Here is a 19,262-nt window from a genome sequence, read left to right as displayed (position 1 = left end):
CACCTGACGATGCCCGAACGTCACCACACCCGGCCTGGCCACCAGCACCTCCAGCACAACCAAGATCAGTTGCACTGAATCCTAGAAACCGCCGGGTGACCCCCCACGCGAAGTCGATGATCGCGCCGTTGCGGATGCGCAGTCCACTTCGCTGGGTCGCGGAGATACCGACACCGCTGGTACGCGGGCCGCTGATGACATGCTGGTTGAGGTCCACGGTGACGCCGTTCGCGCCGATCACCAGGGCGTCGCCGGTGCAGCGCAGATCGGCCCGCAGGGTCACGTCCCTGGTGATGGTGTCACCGCACTGTACGGGCGGGGCCGCCACCGCCGACGCCGGCGTGGCCGACACCGTCAGACCGGCGGCGAGGAACAGGATCGTTCCGGTATGGAGCAGCGTTCGAACGCTAGACATCTCTCTCACCTGCGCAAACTCGGAGGGGCCAGAAGGGAGAGATTAGTTACGCTCGGTGATCGAGTGGTGACTCAGTCGCCTAGCCGACCGCAACGGCCCGGACCACATCTTCACGGCGCCCGCACCCGACCTGCACCATCGACCGATCGGGCCTCCATACGATCTGATCATGCCGTTGACGCTGCCCACCCATCCCGTCGTTGTTGTCCTTCTGAAACGGTGGCGACCTCGCTGGTTCGACGGGGTGGCTCTGACAACCGGTGCGATCGCCCCCGATGTCGCCTTCGCCGCCGACGGTTACGGTGTGACGATCCACAGCCACGCGTGGCACGCCCCGCTGTGGTGGGCGCTGCCGCTGGCCCTGGTCGCCACCCGGCTGATCCGCTGGGCGGCACCGACCGTCGCCGCACACCTGCCGGCGGGCGACCTGCTGGCGCTGCGCGACTACGGCATACTCGGCCTGGTGCGTCATCAGTGGTGGGTCAGCGCGACCTCGGCGCTCGTCGGGGCGGCCAGCCACATCGGGTGGGACGCGTTCACCCATCCGAGCGTCGACAACGGCCGGGGCCGCGTCGCCTTCCCCTTCCTGGGCGATCAGGTATGGCCTGGCGTGCCGTGGTGGGAGTTCCTGTCCACCGCCTCGGACATGCTCGGCTTCGCGGCGGGCGCGGCGTTGATCGTCCACATCGGCCGGTCCCGGCTGCTGCGGAACTGGCACGGGTCGCCGCCGTCGATCGTGCCACGGCCCGTTCCGTTCTGGTCCGTCGTGGCCCTGGTGTTCATCCTCGGCCTGGCATTACTGCCGATGCAGCCGGTCCAGCTGTTCCACGACCAGGCCGTACGGGTGATGCTGATCGCCGTGATCGCGCTGCTGGCGGGTGCCGGGGCGACACAGGTGCGTACGGCCGAACGGGGTACGGCGACCGGGTGACCCGGTCGCCGTACCCGATGGTTCACCTGCCGGCGTTGCGGATGCGGCGGATGGTGTCGCGGTACCAGAGGGCGCTGGCCTTGGGCGTACGGACCTGGGTGTCGTAGTCGACCCGGATGATGCCGAACCGCTTGTCGTAACCGTAGGCCCACTCGAAGTTGTCCATCAGGGACCAGGCGAAGTAGCCACGGATGTCGGCGCCCTGCTGGCGGGCGAGGGCGACCGCGCCGAGGTGCGACACGAAGTAGTCGATCCGGTCGTCGTCCTGGACGAATCCCTTCTCGTCCGGCTCGTCGTCGAAGGCGGAACCGTTCTCGGTGATCACCATCGGCAGGTCGGGGTAGTCGCGGCTGAGGCGTACCAGCAGCTCGGTGAAGCCCTCGGGGACGATCTCCCAGTCCATCGCGGTCCTGGGCCGACCAAACGGCACCTCGCGGCTGACCGGCAGCCCGTCGGCGTCCTCGGTGCGTCCCTGCTCGTCCACCCCCGAGTGCTGGGTGCTGAAGTAGTAGTTGACGCCGAGCACGTCGATCGGGGTCGAGATGATCTCCAGGTCACCGTCCTGGACCGGCAGCTCGATCCCGCGCGCGGCGAGGTCGGCGACGATGTCCTGCGGGTAGCGGCCGTGCCGCAGCGGGTCGAGGTAGATCCGGACGCCGAGCCCGTCCGCCCGACGGGCGGCGTCCACGTCCGGCTCGCTCTCGGTTGCCGCGACCGAGGTGCTCATGTTCAGCGTGATGCCGAGGTCGATCGGGCCGGGCGCCGCCGCCCGCATCCGCTGGGTGGCCAGCCCGTGTCCGAGCAGAAGATGGTGTACGGCGTGCATCCCGGCCTCGAAGTCCCGCATGCCCGGGGCGTGCCGCCCGTACGCGTAGCCGAGCATCGCCGAGCACCACGGCTCGTTCAGCGTGGTCCACGTCCGTACCCGATCCTTGAGCTGGTCGAAGACGAGCATCGAGTAGTCGGCGAACCGGTAGGCGGTGTCCCGCGCCGGCCAGCCGCCCGCGTCCTCCAACTCCTGCGGGAGGTCCCAGTGGTAGAGGGTGACCCACGGGTCGATCCCCTGGGCCAGCAACTCGTCCACCAGCCGGTCGTAGAACGCCAACCCGGCCGGGTTGGCCGGCCCACGGCCACCCGGCTGCACCCGTGGCCAGGCCACGGAGAACCGGTAGGTGTCCACCTCCAGGTCGCGCATCAACCCCACGTCGGAGGGCATCCGGTGGTAGTGGTCGCAGGCGATGTCGCCGTGCTCGCCCTTGTGGACGGCGCCGGGGACCCGGCAGAAAGTGTCCCAGATCGAGGGGGTACGTCCGTCCTCGGCGACGGCACCCTCGATCTGGTACGACGAGGTCGCCACTCCCCAACGGAAGCTGGCGGGCAGGCTGTCGATCGGGTCGGGTTGACCGCTGGCGACGCGGGCGGGATCGAGTGTCGAGGCGGTCGTGTCCATGGCTCTCCTGATCGGGTGTGAGGTACTGCTGTCGGGGCTGGTGGGTGCGCGGCGACCGGTGACGGTGGGCCGCGCGCGGCGCGACGGGGAACAGTCGACACCGCCCGGTCACCCCCGGCGGACCACGACGGATTCACGGGTGGGATGCAGCCAGCAGGCCACGTTCCGGTCGGCGGCCGTACCCTCCTTCGGCACCCCCAGCACCGGGATCTCGGTGGCGCACGGGTCGAACGCCTTCGGGCAGCGCGGGTGGAACGAGCAACCGGTCGGCATGCCGCGCAGGTCCGGCGGCGAACCGGGGATGCCGCTCAGTTCACGGCGCGGTCCGCGCAGCGCCGGAAAGGAGTTCAACAAACCCTCGCTGTACGGGTGCAGCGAGTCGCGGTAGAGCGCCGCCGCGGGTGCCTCCTCGACGATCCGTCCCCCGTACATGATCGCGATCCGGTCGGAGAACTCGACCAGCAGGGACAGGTCGTGGGTGATGAACAGCACCGAGAAGCCGAGCCGTTCGCGCAGCTCGACGAGCTGCCCCAGGATCTGCCGCTGCATCACCACGTCGAGGGCGGTGGTCGGCTCGTCCATGATGACGATCTGCGGCTCCAGCGCGAGCGCCATTCCGATCATGACCCGTTGGCGCATGCCGCCGGAGAGCTGGTGCGGGTAGCTGTCCAGCCGGTCGGCCGCGATCCCGACGAGTTTGAGCAGTTCGCGGGCGCGAGCCAGCCGCGCGGCGGGACTCGTCGTCGGCTCGTGCGCCTTGATCACGTCCATGAGTTGGGTGGAGACCTTGTGCACCGGGTTGAGCGAGTTCATCGCCCCCTGGAACACGATCGAGGTCTCCGCCCAGCGGAACCTGCGCAGTTGCGCCGGGCTGAGGGTCATGATGTCGATCGGTTCGCCGCTCGGCGGGTGGTAGAGGACCGAGCCGCCGCTGATCACACCGGGCGGGGGCAGCAGCCGGGTCACCCCGTACGCCAGGGTGGACTTCCCGCTGCCGCTCTCGCCGGCCAGTCCCAGCACCTCGCCCCGGTGCAGGGTGAGGTTCACGTCCCGGACCGCACGTACGGCCTGGTCGCCGAGGCCGTAGTCGACGTTCAGGTTCTTGATCTCCAGCACGGGTTGGCTCATCGCCCGGCCGCCTTTCCCTCGGCGTTGCTCAGCACGGCGGCACCCCGGGGCGCCGGTGGCGGACTCGGCGGTGCGGCGAGTACCGGGGTGAACCCGACCCGCATCCGCACGACCCGACCGTCGGCCGTACGCACCTTCGCCTTGCCGCTGCTGCGCAGCCGGGGACTGACGAACTCGTCGATGCCGAAGTTGACCAGCGACAGCGCGGTGCCGAGGATCGCGATCGCCAGCCCGGCGGGTACGAACCACCACCAGGCGCCCTGGGCCAGGGCCTGCTGGCTCTGCGCCCAGAACAGGATGGTGCCCCAGTTCCACTCGGAGATGGTCGAGATCCCGATGAACGCCAGGGTGATCTCGGACATGACGGCGAAGATGACCGTGCCGACGAAGTTGGAGGCGATGATCGCGGTCAGGTTCGGCAGGATCTCGAACCCGACGATCCGCCAGGTGCTCTCCCCGCTGGCGCGGGCCGCCTCCACGTAGTCGCGTCTGCGCAACGAGAGTGTCTGGGCGCGCAGCACCCGTGCTCCCCAGGCCCACGAGGTCAACCCGATGACCAGGGCGACAACCAGGTCACCCGCGGACTCGATGGTCGAGGCGACGATGATGACCAGCGGCAGCGCCGGAATCACCAGGAACACGTTCGACAGGGCGGACAGGCTCTCGTCCGCGGCCCCGCCGAGATATCCGGCGGTGACCCCGATGACCACCGAAAGCACGGTGGCGACCACTCCGGCCAGGAAGCCCACGAAGATGACCCCGCGGGTCCCGACCAGCACCTGGCTGAAGATGTCCTGGCCGAGGTGGGTGGTGCCGAACCAGTGCGCCCCGGACGGCGGCGCGACCAGGTCGGGTCCGCGCCCCGACGGGTCGTACGGTGCGATCCACGGGCCGATCACCGCGATCAGCAGGAAGATGCCCAGGATGACCAGCCCGGTCGCGGCCTTGGGATTGGCCACGAACCGGAACTTGCGGCGACGGGCGGCGGGCGGCGGCGTGGCGTCGGTCACCGCGCCGGTGGGGATGACGGCGTCGATGCTGCTGGTGGGGATGGCCATCGCTCAGCCCTCCTTGCGGGTTCGGGGGTCCAGGGCCAGGTACGCCAGGTCCGCCAGCAGGTTCGCCAGCAGCACGGAGAGCGTGATGATCAGGAAGATGCCCTGCATCAGCGGGTAGTCCTTGGCGCCGACCGCCTGGAAGAGCTGGAAACCGAGGCCGGGGTAGGAGAAGACGATCTCGACCAGGAGGGTCCCGCCGACGATGAAACCCAGTGACAGCGCGAAGCCGGAGACGTTCGGCAGCAGCGCGTTGCGGGCGGCGTAGCTGACCGCGACCCGGCGCTCCGACAGGCCCTTGGCGTGGGCCACGGTGATGTAGTCCTCGGCGGCGACGGTGACCATCATGTTGCGCATGCTCAGGATCCACCCGGAGACCGACGAGATCAGGATGGTGAACGCGGGCAGCAGGCTGTGCTGGATCGCGCTGCCGATGAAGTACTGGTCGAACGCCGGCACCAGGCCGGGTTCGTAACCACCGGAGGACGGAAAGAAGCTGCCCGGTCCGGCGAGCAGGGCGATCGAGATGAGCCCGAGCCAGAAGTACGGCACCGACGACAGGAACGTGGTCGCGGGCAGCAGGCCGTCGATCCACGAGCCGCGCCGCCAGCCGGCCACCACACCGAGCATGGTGCCGGTGAGGAAGCTGATCACGGTGGTGATGCCGACCAGGGCCAGGGTCCAGGGCAGGCTGTCCGAGAGCACCTGGGAGACCGGCGCCGGGAAGAACGTGAACGACAGCCCCAGGTCGCCGCGGAAGAGCTGGCCCCAGTACTCGACGTACTCCTGCCACATGCTCTTGTCCTTGTCCAGACCGAACAGGACGTAGAGCGACTGCATCGCCTGGGTGCTGATCTGACCCTGGTAACGGGAGATCAGCGACTGGACCGGGTCACCGGGGATCATCCGGGGGATGAAGAAGTTGATGGTGATCGCGGCCCACGCGGTGAACAGGTAGAACGCGATCCGTTGCAGCAGGAATTTCACGAGACCACCGTCCGTACCTCGCGCGCGGCCGAACCGGGCGTCTCGGTGTTCTCCGGGTCGTAGAGCCAGCAGGAGGCCCAGTGGCCCGGCTCCCCCTGCACGGCCAATCGGGGCGGCAGCGTGGTGGAGCACCGGGGCATGGCGCTGGGGCAGCGGGGATGGAAACGGCATCCGGGCGGCGGGTCGATCAGGCTGGGCGGCTCCCCGCCGCCACGGTCCTCCGGGGTGGCGGCGGCGGCCTCCGTGGGCGAGCCCTGGATCCGGTCCGGGTCGGGCGCCGAGGCGATCAACAACCGGGTGTACGGGTGTGCCGGCCGCTGCGTCACCGTTTCGCTGTCGCCGCCCTCCACCATCCGGCCGGCATACATGACCAGGGTGTCGTCGGCGAAGTAGCGGGCGGAGGCGATGTCGTGAGTGATGTAGAGGATGGCCAGGTTCAGCCGTTCCTTCAGATCACGGAGCAGGTTCAGCACACCCAGCCGGATAGACACGTCGAGCATCGAGACCGGTTCGTCGGCGAGCAGCACCTCGGGGTCGGCGCCGAGGGCGCGGGCGATCGCCACCCGCTGGCGCTGGCCGCCGGAGAGTTCGTGCGGGAACTTGTCGATGTAGCGCTCGGGCGGGGTGAGGGCCACCCGGCCGAGCAGCTCGTGCAGCGCCTGTTCCAACTCGGCCCGGGTGTTGCCGCCGTGGCCGTGGATGCGCAGCGAACGGGTGAGGTGGTAACGGACGGTGTGTACGGGGTTCAGCGAGGCGAACGGGTCCTGGAAGGTGAGCTGCACCCGTCGGGCGTACGCCCGGAACCGCCGGCCGCCGTGCACGGTGGTCGACTCGCCGTGCAGCCGGATGTCGCCGGAGGTGCGGCGGTAGAGCTGGGCGAGCAGTCGGGCCACGGTGGACTTGCCGGATCCGGACTCGCCGACGAGCGCGGTGACCCGGCTCCGGCGAAGCACCAGGTGCACGTCGTCGACCGCGTGCACCACCCGCCGCTCGCGGGAGAGGAGGTCCCGGACCCGCCGTCGGACCGGGAAATGTTTGGTCAGGCTTTCCGCCTCCAACACCACCTCGGTCAGGGCAGGGGTGGAGGTCTCGCTCGTGGTCATGCCGGAGCTCCTGTCGAAGAGAGCTGATCCCCGCGCGGTGCTGCTCCCCCGCGCGGCTGCGCCGCCTCCCGGGTGCCCTGTGCGGCACACCCGGGAGGCAGCGCGGGCGGATCAGGAGTTGGGCTTGAGGTGCAGGACGACGTCGACCGCGTTCGGTTGCGTCGGCTGCGCCGGCGCGTACGGGTTCTGGTCGTCCGGCCAGCCCACCCAGTTCTTCGTGACGTAGGCGCCACCGGCGTTGTCCGCGCCGACCGGGATCATCGGCATCTGCTCGACGAAGATCTTCTGGAGCGTGTTCATCGCGGTGGTACGGGCGGCGTCGTCAGCGGCGCTGGCGTAGTCCTCCAGTGCCTTGGTCGCCTCGGGGCTGTTGAACCGACCGAAGTTGCCCTGCGGCGACGCGGTGCCGATCGGCTTGAGCAGCCGACCATCCATGATCGTCTGGTAGATGTCGTACGGGGTGGCGCCACCGTTAGTCCAGCGGAAGCTGGCCTCGAAGTTGCCCTCCTCGACCGAGGTGAACCAGGCATCCTGGTTGGCCTTCTCCACCGTCGCGGCGATGCCGATCTGGGAGAGGTTGTCCTTCACGATCTCCAGGCTGGTGATGTAGTCGGACCAGCCGGCGGGGTCGCTCAGCTTCAGGGTGACCGGCTTGCCGGTCGGGTCCTTCAGGACGTTGCCCTCGAGCTTGAAGCCGGCACCGGTGAGCAGCGCCTTGGCACCCTCGACGTCGACCTTGTGGGTCTGGCCCTTGTACTCCGGGGCGATGAACGACTCGCCGGCCGGCAGCGGGATGCCGGTCACCGAGGTCACCTCGGGGTGGAAGTACGCCGCCTCGGCCTGGACGAAGATGTCGTTGCGGTTGATCACCATGTTCATCGCCCGGCGCAGGACCGGGTTGTCGAACGGCTTGCGGGTGACGTTGATGTAGAGACCGTGGATGCCCAGTACGGACGCCGGCCACACCTTGTTGAACTCGGGGTTCTTGTCCACGTAGACGGTCTTGTAGTTCGGGATGAAGACGAAGCTCCACTCCGACTCGCCGTTGGCCAGCGCGGTGGTCTGCGCGTTGTTGTCGTTGTACGACGTGTAGCGCAGCTCCTTGACCTTGGGCAGCTCCTGCCAGTAGTTGTCCCGCACCGTCAGCGTGGTGGTCTGCGGCGTGAACGACTTCAGCGTGTACGGGCCGGTACCGACCGGGTTCTTGTTGATGTCGGTGGCCGGGTCCGCGATGGTCGACCAGATGTGCTTGGGCACCATCGGGATGGTGGTGAGGATCTTGTGCTGGTTGACGAACTGCGGCGCGCCGAAGTTCACCGTGACCGTGTTACCGCTGGTCGTGATGTCCTGAAGCGGCAGGGCGTTGATGTTCAGCGCCTCGGTCTTCTTGATCAGCTCCCAGGTGAACGCGACGTCCTCGGCGCTGAACGGCTTGCCGTCGGACCACTTGACGCCGTCGCGGATGGTGAGCGCGAGGGTCTTGTAACCGTTGGTCCACTCCGCCTTGGTGGCCAGCCACGGCTTGCCCGCGTCGGACGGGCGGATCAGGTTATCCATGATCAGCGGCTCGTAGATCATCCAGCGGTAGCCGAGGGACGCGGCCGACGCGGAGGTCAGGAACGGGTTGTGGTTCTCGGTCTGCGGACCGTTGGGCATACCGATATTCAGTACGGACGGGGCGTTGTTCCCGTCCCGATTCGCGTTCGGGCTGTCGCCGCAGGCGGCGAGCACACCGACCGCCATCACGCTGGCGAGGGCGACCGCGAGAGTGCGCCTGACGTGCATGTATTCCTCCCTGTGTCGTGGTGGTGAGGGTGGTCATGGGATGAGCGGAAAGGGCGTTGCGACAGGTGCCGGCCGATCGGTAGAGCGCTCTCACGATCGGGTAGGCGGGTCCGGAGGATCTTGGTTGCGGTGGGGGGTGAGGTGGGATGGAGCCGGTGGGGTGGTCCGGTGGAGCCGGGCGGACCGGTCGGGGGTGGGAACCGGTCGGGGTCGGGTGGGGTCAGGCGGGAACCATGGTGGAGGCTCGGACGATCAACGTGGTGGGTAGCACGTGCGGGGCGTCGGGCAGCGGGGTGCCGTCGAAGTACGCGAGCAGCATCCGCGCCGCCGCCTCGCCCATCTGACGCATCGGCTGGTGCACCGTGGTCAGCGGCGGATCGGTGTGCGAGGCGTACGGGATGTCGTCGAAGCCAACCAGGGCGACGTCCTCCGGCACCCGACGGCCCGCCTCCCGGATGGCCAACAGGGCACCGGCCGCCGACAGGTCGTTGTGGGCGAACACGGCATCGAACTCGACCCCGTCGGCCAACATCTGCTTGACCACCGCCCGACCCCGGTCGAAGGTGAAGTCACCCTCCACCACCAGCCTCGGGTCCAACGGCAGGCCCGCCTCGGCGTAGACGTCACCGAACCCGGCCATCCGCTCCTGGGTGCAGCCGAACGGTTCGATGCCGGTGATGACCAGTGGCCGGCGCCGGCCGAGTTCGAGCAGGTGACGGGCTGCTGCGGCGCCGCCGCTGCGGTTGGTGGTGGCCACCGAGGGGAAGAGCGGCTGGTGGCCCCGGTCGTCGATGAGCACCACCGGCAGGCCTCGGGCGTGCAGGTCGGTGATGTAGTCGAGGGTGCCCTCGGGCTCGATCACCAGCAGGCCGTCGAACGACTTCGCGGAGACCTGCGAGGCGAACTGCCGCATCGACTCCTCACCCCGGTTGCAGGTGAACAGCAGCAACCCGTAGCCCTCGGTCTCCACCACGTCCACCGCGCCCTGCAGCACCTCGCCCATCCAGGGCCAGGTCAGTGACGGGACCAGCATGCCGACCACCCGGGTACGACCCCGGGCCAACCCGACCGCCCGCGCGCTCGGTACGTAGCCCAGTTCCTCGATCACCCGGCGCACCCGCGCCGCCGTCTGCACGTCGAGCTCACCCTTGCCGTTGAGCACCCGGGAGACCGTGGTCTTGCTGACCCCGGCTCGGGCCGCGACGTCGGCGATGGTGATCGGCACTGGGTGCCCCTTCGTGTCGGGACGGTTAACGGCTGGTTCGGAACCGGTTGCGGAAGCGGTTCCGGGCCGAGTCAACCGGAGTGACGAGGGCCACGTCAATCACGGTCGCGTAACAAAACTGATTTCTAAACAAACCTTGTAGTTAGCTGGACGGGCGTGTTACCTCTTCATCACCGTCGATGCGCACAGCCGCATCACGGGCTCCATCCCGACGACCACGGGCATCGCACCCCGGCCGACCAGCGCTTGCGTCCCCACCGGCCGTGGCCCGTCCTCGTCGGCCGGGCGGTGACCGCCCGCGTCGAACGGGCGCGGTGCGCCCCACCGTCCGCCGAGAAAACTCCTCGCGGAAGGGGAAATTCTGTGCCATCGACAGCGACTCCACCGCTCGTCGCACCCACCCGCCCCACCGGACCGACCCGCCGACGCGCGATCCAGGCCACCCTGCTGGCCTGTTGCCTGGTCGCCACCGGGCTGGCCGTGCTCCGGGCACCCGCGGCCTTCGCCGCCGGCGAGCAGGTCAACATCTGGCTGACCACGACCTCGGACGCCCGTGGTCGTACGGTCACCCGAGGGCTGCAACCGCAGACCCCGATCGCCTTCGCCGCCAGCAGCGGCACCGGCAACCAGACCCTCACCGTCAACGAGAACACCACGTACCAGCAGTTCGAGGGGGCGGGTGCCTCGTTCACCGACACCGCCGCCTGGCTCATCAACGGCAGCGGGGCACTCAGCCAGAGCACCCGGGACACCGTGATGCGCCAACTCTTCGACCCGGTGAACGGAATCGGCCTCAGCTTCACCCGCAATCCGATGGGCGCGTCCGACCTGGCCCGGTTCAGCTACTCGTACGACGACACGTGTTGCGATCTCAACGACTTCTCGCTCAGCCGGGACAGCGACGTGATGGCGTTGACCAAGCAGGCCAAGAGTCTCAACCCGGCACTGAAGGTGATGGCGTCTCCCTGGAGCGCGCCGGGTTGGATGAAGGACAACAACAGCATGGGCCAGGGGTGGCTGCAGTGGCAGCACTACCCGACCTACGCCCAGTACTTCGCCCGGTACGTGCAGGGCTACGCCGCCCAGGGCGTGAAAATCGACTACGTGACCGCGCAGAACGAACCGACCTGCTGCGCGGGCTACCCCTCGATGCAGTGGAACGCCGCCGGGTTGCAGGAGTTCACCAAGAACCACCTCTACCCGGCGTTCCGCAACGCAGGGATCAACACCAAGGTGCTGGTGCACGACTGGAACTGGGACGGTTACCAGGAATGGGCCGCCCCACTGGTCAACGACCCGGCGATCCGCAACGACCCGCTTTTCGGCGGAATCGCCTGGCACGGGTACGGCGGGAACGTCAGCACCCAGACCACGGTGCACAACCAGTTCCCGAACGTGAACGCGTACATGACCGAGCACTCCGGCGGCGACTGGATCGCCAACCAACAGACCGAGGACATGCTGAACCTGGTCGACTACACCCGCAACTGGGACCGTAGCTGGATCAAATGGAGTCTGGCGCTGGACCAGAACCAGGGTCCGCACAACGGCGGTTGCGGTACCTGTACCGGCCTGGTAACCGTGCACAACGGGGACAGCCGGCACGGCCAGGTCGACTACACGATCGAGTACTACACGATGGGGCACCTGACCAAGTTCGTGAAGCCGGGCGCCTACCGGATCGACTCCACCGGCAACGCTTCGGTGCCGAACGTGGCCTGGAAGAACCCGGACGGTTCGAAGGCGCTGATCGCGTACAACAACACCGGCAGCACCCAGAACGTCAAGGTGAACTGGGGAAACCAGTCCTTCACCTACCCCCTGCCGACGAAGACCTCGGCCACCTTCACCTGGGGCGGGACGCCCGGCACCGGGCCGACCACTCCCCCGCCCTCGGGCCCGACCGGACAGATCACCGGGCTCGCCGGAAAATGCGTCGACATCGCCGGCGCCAGCTCCGCCGACGGCACGGCGGTGCAGTTGTACGGATGCAACGCAACGACCGCCCAGCGGTGGACCCGAGCCGCCGACGGAACCCTGCGCGCACTCGGCAAATGCCTCGACATCAGCGCCGGGTCGACGGCCAACGGTGCCCGCGTGCAGCTCTACACGTGTAACGGCTCCGGTGCCCAGCAGTGGACCTGGACCGCCGGGCGGGACCTGGTCAATCCGCAGGCGAACAAGTGCCTGGACGTGACGGGTAACACCAGCGCCGACGGCACGCCGCTGCAGATCTGGAGCTGCACGGGCGCCGGAAACCAGAAATGGACCCTCCCGGCTTAGTAAGCGCGGAGCACTTCGTACCGTACCGGCAGCCGCCGGCGCCCACCGAACCGGGAGGGCGTCGGCGGCTTCGCTTATGCCGGTCGGAGGAGTTTCCGGGCCGCTCCGGACGCCCGCGCCACTCGGGCAATGGGGGGAACGTTGCGAAATCAGTGATTGATGAGTCAAACTCATCACCTGGAACCCCATTGTTCACGTGGAGTGATCAACCATGGCTAAAAAGGTAATCACCGTCCTGACCGACGACCTCGATGGCGGCGAGGCCGACCGCACCGTCGAGTTCGGGCTCGACGGCGTCAGCTACACCATTGATCTGTCCGAAGAGAACGCGGGCAAGCTCCGCAAGGTGCTCGACCCGTACATCGCCGCAGGAACCCGCGTCGGTCGCGGCGGCGTGGAAAGCCGTCGGCCGGCTCGGCGCAGCGGCAACGCGGCACCGACCCGCAGCGACCGCGACCAGAACAAGGCGATCCGCGAATGGGCGTCGAAGAACGGCTACGACGTTTCCGAGCGCGGCCGGATTCCGGCTTCCGTGGTCGAGGCCTACAACAACCACTGAGCGGGCGGCTCAGGAGGCACGGATAACACGGGAGATGCCCGGCGGGGCATCCCCCGATATCGACCGCCTCCGGAGTCGGGCCCGGCCTACCCATCGTCGGTGAGCCGGGCTCGCAAGCCCATGCGCTGGAAATTGCACCACACCAAAGATCCCCGACGACGGTTCCGTACGCACAGCGACTCCACCCGTCGTCACCGCAACCGGGCATACGCGGCGTAACGAACAGAGACCGAAACCCGACGGTCGCATGCCCCGTACGCATCCCGCAACGGTTACCCAGCGGCAGATCAAGGCACGTTGACCAGGCATTCCTGCCGTTCTGAGGCAGCGCCATTTAGTCCGTTTGCAGTAGAACGCCAACCCGGTGACCGGGCACACAATGTCACCTTGCCGACCTGGTATTCGCTATCCCGGCAACGGAAGCGGCTCCTAGCTTGAGTGCACACCACTCATTGAACGGAGTCGACCTTGTCTGCCAAGGAACCGACCGGGCACGCGATCGTGCTCGGCGCGAGCATCGGGGGGCTACTCGCCGCCCGGGTGCTCAGCGAGTCGTACGCGAAGGTCACCATCTTCGACCGTGACGACCTGCCGACCGGTGCCACCGCCCGCAGGGGCGTACCACAGGGCGAACACGCCCACGGCCTGCTCGCCCGGGGTCGCCAGGTGCTCGAAGAACTCTTCCCCGGGTTTGTCGCCGACCTGACCGCCCGGGGAGCCGTCCCGATCGACCTGCAACGGGACTGCGTCTGGATCAACGACGGACGCCGGATTCCCCGCGTCACCTCCGGTCTCGACGGGCTCTGCGTCAGCCGACCCGCACTGGAGGCGTACGTCCGCGACCGGGTCCGCGCGCTGCCCCAGGTGGAGATCCATGCTGGACACGAGGCGGTGGGCCTGCTCATCAACGCCGACCGCACCGTGGTCAACGGCGCCCGGGTCCTGCCCCGATGCGGTGTCGAGCAGCAGTACGCCGCCGACCTTGTCGTCGACGCCACCGGGCGGGGCAACCGCGGCCCGACCTGGCTCACCGAGCTCGGTTATGAGCCGCCGCCCGAGGAGCGGGTCGACCCGTTCACCGTCTACATGTCCCGGGAGTACCGACGGACGACCGGGGACGCCGAGTTCAAGGGGATCGTGACGAGCCCGTCGCCGGCCACCCCGTACGGGGGTATCGCGATCGTGGCCGAGGATGACCGGTGGCTGGTCACCCTGCTCGGTGTCGGCGCCGGACAGGCCCCGCCGGCCGACCCGGAGGGCTTCCTCGCCTTCGCCGGGAAGCTGCCCGAGCCGGAACTGCACCGGCTGCTGAGCCGGGTCGAACCGCTCGGCCCGCCGCGGAGGTTGCGCCTGCCGACCAGTGTCCGGCGCCGCTACGAGCACCTGACCCGGCTGCCCGAGGGCTTCGTCGCGGTCGCCGACGCGGTCTGCAGTTTCAATCCCGCGTACGGACAGGGCATGACGGTCGCCGCCGCCGAGGCGATCGTGCTGCGGGACTGCCTGCGCGCGGGACGGACCGGTCTGCCGGCCCGGTTCTTCACCCTGGCAGCGAAGGTCATCGACACCCCGTGGGACATCGCGGTCGGCGCCGACCTGCGCTATCCGGAGGTGGTCGGTCCGCGCAGCCGCAAGACCGCGTTCCTCAACGCGTACGTCGCCAGACTGCACGTCGCCGCGGAGCGGCACCCGGTCGTCGGGCGCAGCTTCCTCAGCGTGGCCAACCTGATGGCGGCACCGCAGGCCCTCTTCGCCCCCGGCATCCTGGCCCGGGTGCTCTGGTCCGGCAGGCGCCCGGTCCGCCCGGCCGGTACGCCGAATCCGCCCGTGGCCGGCTCCGCCGCCGCCCCGACGCCCGAGCGGCAGTACGACGCGGTCGCATGAGCCCGGTCGCGAAGCTCCCGGTCCAACCGGACCGGGAGCCCGCCCGGCGGCGGCCGGACGCAACACGTCGTCCGGCACCGGCGCCCGCCGAGCCGCCGCTTGATCCGCGACCGGGGTCCCGACCAGTATGAACGGATGCGCGCGGTCGTCTTCGACTTCTTCGGCACCCTGACCGATCCGGCGGCCGAGTCCGAGCGTCGGGCGGCCTTCGGCGACACGGCGGCGGCGCTCGGCGTACCGGCCGAGGTGTTCTGGGCCCGGATGGGCAGCACGTTCACCGCACGCGCCACCGGCCGCTACGGGGGCACCGCCGCGACGCTGCGCGCGATCGCCCGCGAGTGCGGGGCCGACCCCGACGACAACCAACTGGACCTGGCCGTGCGCGTACAGCACGATGGCGCCCTCCGGGTCCGGCGCCCCCGTACCGGTGTTCTCGACCTCCTCGGCGAACTGCGCATCCGAGGTTTCCGGCTCGCCCTGCTCAGCGACTGCGCCAGTGAACTGTGCGAACGGTGGGACGACACCCCGTACGCGCCGTATCTCGACGCCACCGTCTTCTCCTGGCAGGAGGGCTGCCGCAAGCCGGATCCACGGCTGTACGCCACCGCCGCCGCCCGGTTGGGCGTACCGGCGGACGGGTGCTGGTTCGTGGGGGACGGTGGCAGCCGGGAGCACTCGGGCGCGCTCGCCGCCGGTATGCGGCCGGTGCTGGTGACCAATGCGCTGGTGCCTTCCTCGGCCGGTCACCGCGACGACCCCGATCCGGTCCGGCCGGAGCATGTCGTCGACGATCCGGCCGAACTGCCCGCGCTGCTCGGGTGGCCGACGTCCGGGGTCCGCGCCGGCCGGCAGCCGGACCCGGTGGGCTGAGCCAGCCCGCCACCGGGCCCGACGGTGGTACGTCAGCGGGTCGGCAACGAGATCACGGCGAGGAGCAGTCCGTGGTCGACCAGCCAACGCCCGGTGAACCCGGTGAGCGGCACACCGTCGACCAGCGGACCGGGCACCAGCAGTACGGCGGTGAAGGTGCCGGCCGGGTCGACCTCGATCTCGGCCTCGTGGAAGTCCAGCCACCGCCGGGCGAGCGGGAACCAGGCCTTGTAGACCGCCTCCTTGGCGCAGAAGAGCAACCGGTCCCAGCAGATCGACGGGTAGGCCCCGGCGAGTTGTGCCAGCCGGGCGACCTCGGCCGGCAGCGCGACCGCGGCGAGCACCCCGGACGGCAGCGGCTGGTGGGGTTCGGCGTCGATGCCGATCGTCACCAGGTCGGTGGTCCGGGCCACGGCCGCGGCCCGGTAGCCGTCGCAGTGGGTGATGCTGCCCACCACACCGGCGGGCCAGCGCGGTTCGCGTTGCGGGCCGGGCAGCAGTGGCGCCGGTGGAAAGCCCAGTTCGGCGAGGGCCTGGCGGGCGCAGCGGCGGGCAGTGACGAACTCGTTGCGTCGCTTGTCGACGGCGTTGGCCAGCAGTGCCTCCTCCTCGGGAAAGAGGAGTCCGGGCAGGCTGTCGTCGAAGGCCTCCACGGCGACCACCGGCGCGGAGAGCAGTCGTTCGATCACCGGGGCGACTGCCCGTCGCCGAGCAGCCGGACCGGTATCCGCGGCGGCTGCTCGCGGCGCTGCCATTCGCGCGGATAGCCGAGCGAGACCTCCTCGAACCGGACCCCGTCGTGCCAGGTGGTACGCGGAATGTGCAGGTGGCCGTAGACCGCCACCGCGGCCCGGAAGCGCAGGTGCCAGTCGGCGGTCCGGTCGGTCCCGCACCACTGCGCGAACTCGGGGTACCGCAGCACGTCGGTCGGCTCGCGGACCAGCGGATAGTGGTTGACCAGGACGGTCGGGATGTTCGGGTCGCAGGCGGCGAGCCGGCGTTCGGTCTGCTCGACCCGCGCCCAGCACCACTGTTCCCGGCTCGGGTACGGGTCGGGGTGCAGCACGAACTCGTCGGTGCAGACCACACCCACCTCGTACGCCCGCGCCAGCGACGCCTCCTTGGTGTGCAGGCCAGGCATCCGGAACGAGTAGTCGTAGAGCAGGAACAGTGGCGCCACGGTGACCGGACCGCCGGTGCCGCGCCAGACCGGGTACTCGTCCTCGGGGGTGACCACGCCGATCGACCGGCACATCCGTACCAGATGCTGGTAGCGCGCCTCGCCGCGAAGCTGGACCGGATCCTCGGCCGGGGTCCACAGTTCGTGGTTGCCGGGCGCCCAGATCACCTTGGCGAACCGCCCGGCCAGCCCGGTCAGGACCGACTCGATGTCGGCGGCCATCTCCCCCACGTCGCCGGCCACGATCAGCCAGTCGTCGTCGGACTCCGGCCGCAACTCGTCGGCTATCCGGCGATTTTCCTTGTAGGCGACATGAAGGTCACTCACCGCGAAAAGGTGACCGGTCACCGGCATGCTCCACTCTTCACCGCACCAGCCTCGCATCCCGGCGACACGAACGCGATATTGACGCGAGTCATGTCACGCGGGCGCGGCTCGGGGGTGCCCGGACGCCCCGTCGGCCGGATGTCACGATGGACGGGTGCGTCAGCTGCCCGCCGGGTCCCGGCAACCGCGAACGCTCCGACCGGAGCCGCAGCGCGCCGCCATCCCCGGCCCGAACCGGTGGGCGGGCCACCATGCCTGAGCGGGCGGGCGGGCGCCGTTGGTCGACGCCGAGCGGCTGCGCGTTGACCGTCTGTCGCGGCTGCTGTTGCGGCTCCGCGCGCAAGCATCCGGACGTCGACCACGCCCGCCAGGTCGTCCGGCTCCGGGCCGAGATCGGTGCCGAGCATCGGGTACGCGTCACCGACGACTGCCTCGACGCGTGCGAGCGGTCGAACGTGGTGGTCGTACATCCGTCACCGGCGGGGCGGGCGGCCGGTGCCCGTCCGGTCTGGTTCGGCTTCGTGCTCGACGACACGGCGGTGGACGACATCGCCGCCTGGGTACGCGCCGGTGGCCCCGGCGTCGTCCCGCTCCCCGCCGTCCTGGAGCTGTACGCGGTCCCCGCTCCCGGTCCCGCCGCCCGGCGCTGACCCGGGCGCACGGAACTAGCGGTCGGACTCCCGGCCGGCCGGGTGGATGCCTGCCGCCGCCAGCAGGGCCGAGGCGGTGAGCAGGCTGAGTCCGTCCAGCCCGGTCGCCCGTACGACACTGCGGGCTGCCGCCCCGTCGTAGACGATGGTCAACTGCTTGGCCAGCGTCTCCGGGTCGGCGGCGCCCGCGAGCCGCGCGTGAGCCTCGAAGTAGTCGGTCATCAGCTGCTTGAAGCGGCCGGCGACCAGGCTCGCCGGGTGGGTCGGGTCCCGCAGTTCGGCGGCGGCGCTGACGAACGGGCAGCCGAAGAAGTCCGGTCCCGCCGCCAGTTTCTCCAGGTGCTCGAAGACGTGCAGGATCCGCTCGCGCGGGGTGAGGTCGGCGGCGGGGTCGGCGAAGTAGCCCGCGACGCTGGCCGGTCCGCAGGCGGTCAGGCTCTCCGTCAGCAGCTCGTCCTTGGTGGCGAAGAACTGGTACATCGACTTCTTCGAGATCCCGGCGGCCTGGCAGAGCTTGTCCACCCCGGTCGCCGTGATGCCTTCGCGGTAGAACAGGTCGGCTGCGGCCCGGAGCAGCCGTTCACGCGGGGCGAGCTTGGCGGTCGAGGTCATATCCGCAGCCTACCCGCCATCTCGGCAACTGCAAACCGATCGGTTTGCAACCGGAAACAGATCGGTTTATAGTCGGGAAACAGATCGGTTTCCTCGCCCCAGGGAGTACCACCATGAAGATCCAGGACTCAGTAGTCTTCGTCACCGGCGGCAACCGTGGCCTCGGCAGGTCACTCGTCGAACAGGCCCTCGCCCGCGGCGCGAGCAAGGTCTACGCCGCCGCCCGCGACCCGAAGACGATCACCAACCCGGACGTCGTCCCGGTGGCCCTCGACATCACCGACCCCGAATCGGTCACCGCCGCCGCCCGCCTGGCCGGTGACGTCACCATCCTGGTGAACAACGCGGCCATCGCGATCAGCGCCGGGTTCCTCGGCTCCAGCGTCGACGACGTCCGCCGCGAGTTCGAGACGAACTTCTACGGCCCGCTCCACGTCACCCGGGCCTTCGCCCCGCTGCTCGTACGCAACGGAGGCCACCTGCTCAACATCCACTCCGCGCTCTCCTGGCTCGCGATCAGCGGCTCGTACAGCGCCTCCAAGGCGGCCCTCTGGTCGATGACCAACTCGCTGCGGCTGGAACTGCAACCGCAGGGCGTCGGCGTCAGCGGCCTGCACGTCGCGTACGTCGACACGGAGATGGCCGCCCACATCACCGGTCCGAAGACCTCCCCGGCCGAGGTGGCCCGGCAGGCGTACGACGGGATCGAGGCCGGGGCCGCCGAGATCCTCGCCGACGACGTGACCCGCAGCGTCAAGGCCGGCCTCGCCGCCGACCTGACCGCGCTCTACCCGCAGCTCGCCGGCGCCTGACCCGGTGGG

Annotated in this window: 18 protein-coding genes; 7 read left to right on the top strand and 11 right to left on the bottom strand. The window is 69.4% G+C overall.

The genetic code is table 11. The features are described from left to right. Nucleotides 1–415 (bottom strand): hypothetical protein (locus ACWEFB_RS28840; RefSeq protein ID WP_452290391.1); only part of this gene is annotated, 415 nt, incomplete at its 3' end. Nucleotides 416–584: 169 nt separating this feature from the next. Between ACWEFB_RS28840 and ACWEFB_RS28835 the strand changes: the two genes are divergently transcribed. After that, on the top strand, nucleotides 585–1,346 hold the full coding sequence (locus ACWEFB_RS28835) for a DUF4184 family protein (protein WP_452290389.1): 762 nt from the start codon (nucleotides 585–587) through the stop codon (nucleotides 1,344–1,346). A gap of 22 nt (nucleotides 1,347–1,368) precedes the next feature. On the opposite strand, the gene ACWEFB_RS28830 is transcribed toward ACWEFB_RS28835, so the two are convergent. The 7 genes from ACWEFB_RS28830 to ACWEFB_RS28800 all read right to left on the bottom strand — a co-directional run bounded on the left by ACWEFB_RS28830 (nucleotide 1,369) and on the right by ACWEFB_RS28800 (nucleotide 10,079). Next, nucleotides 1,369–2,796: a GH1 family beta-glucosidase gene (locus ACWEFB_RS28830; RefSeq protein ID WP_452290387.1), complete on the bottom strand. Its 1,428-nt coding sequence runs from the start codon at nucleotides 2,794–2,796 to the stop codon at nucleotides 1,369–1,371. A 108-nt stretch (nucleotides 2,797–2,904) separates the two neighbouring features. Beyond that, on the bottom strand, nucleotides 2,905–3,924 hold the full coding sequence (locus ACWEFB_RS28825) for an ABC transporter ATP-binding protein (RefSeq protein WP_452290385.1): 1,020 nt from the start codon (nucleotides 3,922–3,924) through the stop codon (nucleotides 2,905–2,907). Then, nucleotides 3,921–4,982 carry an ABC transporter permease gene (locus ACWEFB_RS28820; protein WP_452290383.1) on the bottom strand — a complete coding sequence of 354 codons (1,062 nt, stop codon included), beginning with the start codon at nucleotides 4,980–4,982 and terminating at the stop codon, nucleotides 3,921–3,923. Before ACWEFB_RS28820 ends, ACWEFB_RS28825 begins: the two co-directional genes overlap by 4 nt. A 3-nt stretch (nucleotides 4,983–4,985) precedes the next feature. Next, nucleotides 4,986–5,966, bottom strand: coding sequence for an ABC transporter permease (locus ACWEFB_RS28815; protein ID WP_452290381.1), 981 nt, complete (start codon nucleotides 5,964–5,966; stop codon nucleotides 4,986–4,988). Continuing rightward, complete coding sequence (locus ACWEFB_RS28810; RefSeq protein ID WP_442792024.1) at nucleotides 5,963–7,069, bottom strand: oligopeptide/dipeptide ABC transporter ATP-binding protein; 1,107 nt, start codon at nucleotides 7,067–7,069, stop codon at nucleotides 5,963–5,965. The genes ACWEFB_RS28815 and ACWEFB_RS28810 overlap by 4 nt, the downstream gene beginning before the upstream one ends. A 111-nt stretch (nucleotides 7,070–7,180) precedes the next feature. After that, nucleotides 7,181–8,854, bottom strand: a complete 1,674-nt coding sequence (locus tag ACWEFB_RS28805) for an ABC transporter substrate-binding protein (RefSeq protein ID WP_452290379.1) — start codon at nucleotides 8,852–8,854, stop codon at nucleotides 7,181–7,183. Between the two features lie 220 nt (nucleotides 8,855–9,074). Beyond that, entirely contained in the window at nucleotides 9,075–10,079 is a 1,005-nt protein-coding gene (locus ACWEFB_RS28800) for a LacI family DNA-binding transcriptional regulator (protein WP_326558796.1), read from the bottom strand. A gap of 363 nt (nucleotides 10,080–10,442) precedes the next feature. On the opposite strand from ACWEFB_RS28800, the gene ACWEFB_RS28795 reads away from it, so the two are divergent. The 4 genes from ACWEFB_RS28795 to ACWEFB_RS28780 all read left to right on the top strand — a co-directional run bounded on the left by ACWEFB_RS28795 (nucleotide 10,443) and on the right by ACWEFB_RS28780 (nucleotide 15,672). Then, nucleotides 10,443–12,362 (top strand): ricin-type beta-trefoil lectin domain protein, encoded by a 1,920-nt coding sequence (locus ACWEFB_RS28795; protein ID WP_452290376.1) that lies wholly within the window; start codon nucleotides 10,443–10,445, stop codon nucleotides 12,360–12,362. 211 nt (nucleotides 12,363–12,573) lie between these two features. Further along, nucleotides 12,574–12,921, top strand: coding sequence for a histone-like nucleoid-structuring protein Lsr2 (locus tag ACWEFB_RS28790; protein WP_326558798.1), 348 nt, complete (start codon nucleotides 12,574–12,576; stop codon nucleotides 12,919–12,921). A 468-nt stretch (nucleotides 12,922–13,389) separates the two neighbouring features. Then, on the top strand, nucleotides 13,390–14,802 hold the full coding sequence (locus ACWEFB_RS28785) for an FAD-dependent oxidoreductase (RefSeq protein WP_452290374.1): 1,413 nt from the start codon (nucleotides 13,390–13,392) through the stop codon (nucleotides 14,800–14,802). A 135-nt stretch (nucleotides 14,803–14,937) separates the two neighbouring features. Beyond that, on the top strand, nucleotides 14,938–15,672 hold the full coding sequence (locus ACWEFB_RS28780; protein ID WP_452290372.1) for an HAD family hydrolase: 735 nt from the start codon (nucleotides 14,938–14,940) through the stop codon (nucleotides 15,670–15,672). Nucleotides 15,673–15,704: 32 nt separating this feature from the next. On the opposite strand, the gene ACWEFB_RS28775 is transcribed toward ACWEFB_RS28780, so the two are convergent. Together ACWEFB_RS28775 and ACWEFB_RS28770 are read right to left on the bottom strand one after the other, a co-directional pair. Further along, nucleotides 15,705–16,361, bottom strand: a complete 657-nt coding sequence (locus ACWEFB_RS28775; RefSeq protein ID WP_452290370.1) for a 4'-phosphopantetheinyl transferase family protein — start codon at nucleotides 16,359–16,361, stop codon at nucleotides 15,705–15,707. Beyond that, nucleotides 16,358–17,206, bottom strand: coding sequence for a metallophosphoesterase family protein (locus tag ACWEFB_RS28770; RefSeq protein ID WP_452290368.1), 849 nt, complete (start codon nucleotides 17,204–17,206; stop codon nucleotides 16,358–16,360). The genes ACWEFB_RS28775 and ACWEFB_RS28770 overlap by 4 nt, the downstream gene beginning before the upstream one ends. A gap of 275 nt (nucleotides 17,207–17,481) precedes the next feature. Here ACWEFB_RS28770 and ACWEFB_RS28765 point away from each other — a divergent pair, with 275 nt between their 5' ends. Further along, entirely contained in the window at nucleotides 17,482–17,829 is a 348-nt protein-coding gene (locus ACWEFB_RS28765) for a hypothetical protein (protein WP_452290397.1), read from the top strand. A gap of 15 nt (nucleotides 17,830–17,844) precedes the next feature. On the opposite strand, the gene ACWEFB_RS28760 is transcribed toward ACWEFB_RS28765, so the two are convergent. Continuing rightward, nucleotides 17,845–18,441 carry a TetR/AcrR family transcriptional regulator gene (locus ACWEFB_RS28760; protein WP_452290366.1) on the bottom strand — a complete coding sequence of 199 codons (597 nt, stop codon included), beginning with the start codon at nucleotides 18,439–18,441 and terminating at the stop codon, nucleotides 17,845–17,847. Between the two features lie 113 nt (nucleotides 18,442–18,554). Here ACWEFB_RS28760 and ACWEFB_RS28755 point away from each other — a divergent pair, with 113 nt between their 5' ends. Continuing rightward, a complete protein-coding gene (locus ACWEFB_RS28755) occupies nucleotides 18,555–19,253 on the top strand; it encodes an SDR family oxidoreductase (RefSeq protein WP_452290364.1) in 699 nt (232 codons plus the stop codon). Nucleotides 19,254–19,262: the final 9 nt, after the last annotated feature.

The sequence above is a fragment of the Micromonospora sp. NPDC004704 genome, assembly GCF_053601675.1.
This window is presented reverse-complemented; position numbering and strand designations above follow the sequence as displayed.

What these genes read in the sequence shown, in the direction of transcription:
- ACWEFB_RS28755 (WP_452290364.1), top strand. Translation starts at nt 18,555, where the DNA reads ATGAAGATCCAGGACTCAGTAGTCTTCGTCACCGGCGGCAACCGTGGC.
- ACWEFB_RS28835 (WP_452290389.1), top strand. Translation starts at nt 585, where the DNA reads ATGCCGTTGACGCTGCCCACCCATCCCGTCGTTGTTGTCCTTCTGAAA.
- ACWEFB_RS28770 (WP_452290368.1), bottom strand. Translation starts at nt 17,206, where the DNA reads ATGCCGGTGACCGGTCACCTTTTCGCGGTGAGTGACCTTCATGTCGCC.
- ACWEFB_RS28790 (WP_326558798.1), top strand. Translation starts at nt 12,574, where the DNA reads ATGGCTAAAAAGGTAATCACCGTCCTGACCGACGACCTCGATGGCGGC.
- ACWEFB_RS28830 (WP_452290387.1), bottom strand. Translation starts at nt 2,796, where the DNA reads ATGGACACGACCGCCTCGACACTCGATCCCGCCCGCGTCGCCAGCGGT.
- ACWEFB_RS28810 (WP_442792024.1), bottom strand. Translation starts at nt 7,069, where the DNA reads ATGACCACGAGCGAGACCTCCACCCCTGCCCTGACCGAGGTGGTGTTG.
- ACWEFB_RS28805 (WP_452290379.1), bottom strand. Translation starts at nt 8,854, where the DNA reads ATGCACGTCAGGCGCACTCTCGCGGTCGCCCTCGCCAGCGTGATGGCG.
- ACWEFB_RS28820 (WP_452290383.1), bottom strand. Translation starts at nt 4,982, where the DNA reads ATGGCCATCCCCACCAGCAGCATCGACGCCGTCATCCCCACCGGCGCG.
- ACWEFB_RS28825 (WP_452290385.1), bottom strand. Translation starts at nt 3,924, where the DNA reads ATGAGCCAACCCGTGCTGGAGATCAAGAACCTGAACGTCGACTACGGC.
- ACWEFB_RS28780 (WP_452290372.1), top strand. Translation starts at nt 14,938, where the DNA reads ATGCGCGCGGTCGTCTTCGACTTCTTCGGCACCCTGACCGATCCGGCG.
- ACWEFB_RS28760 (WP_452290366.1), bottom strand. Translation starts at nt 18,441, where the DNA reads ATGACCTCGACCGCCAAGCTCGCCCCGCGTGAACGGCTGCTCCGGGCC.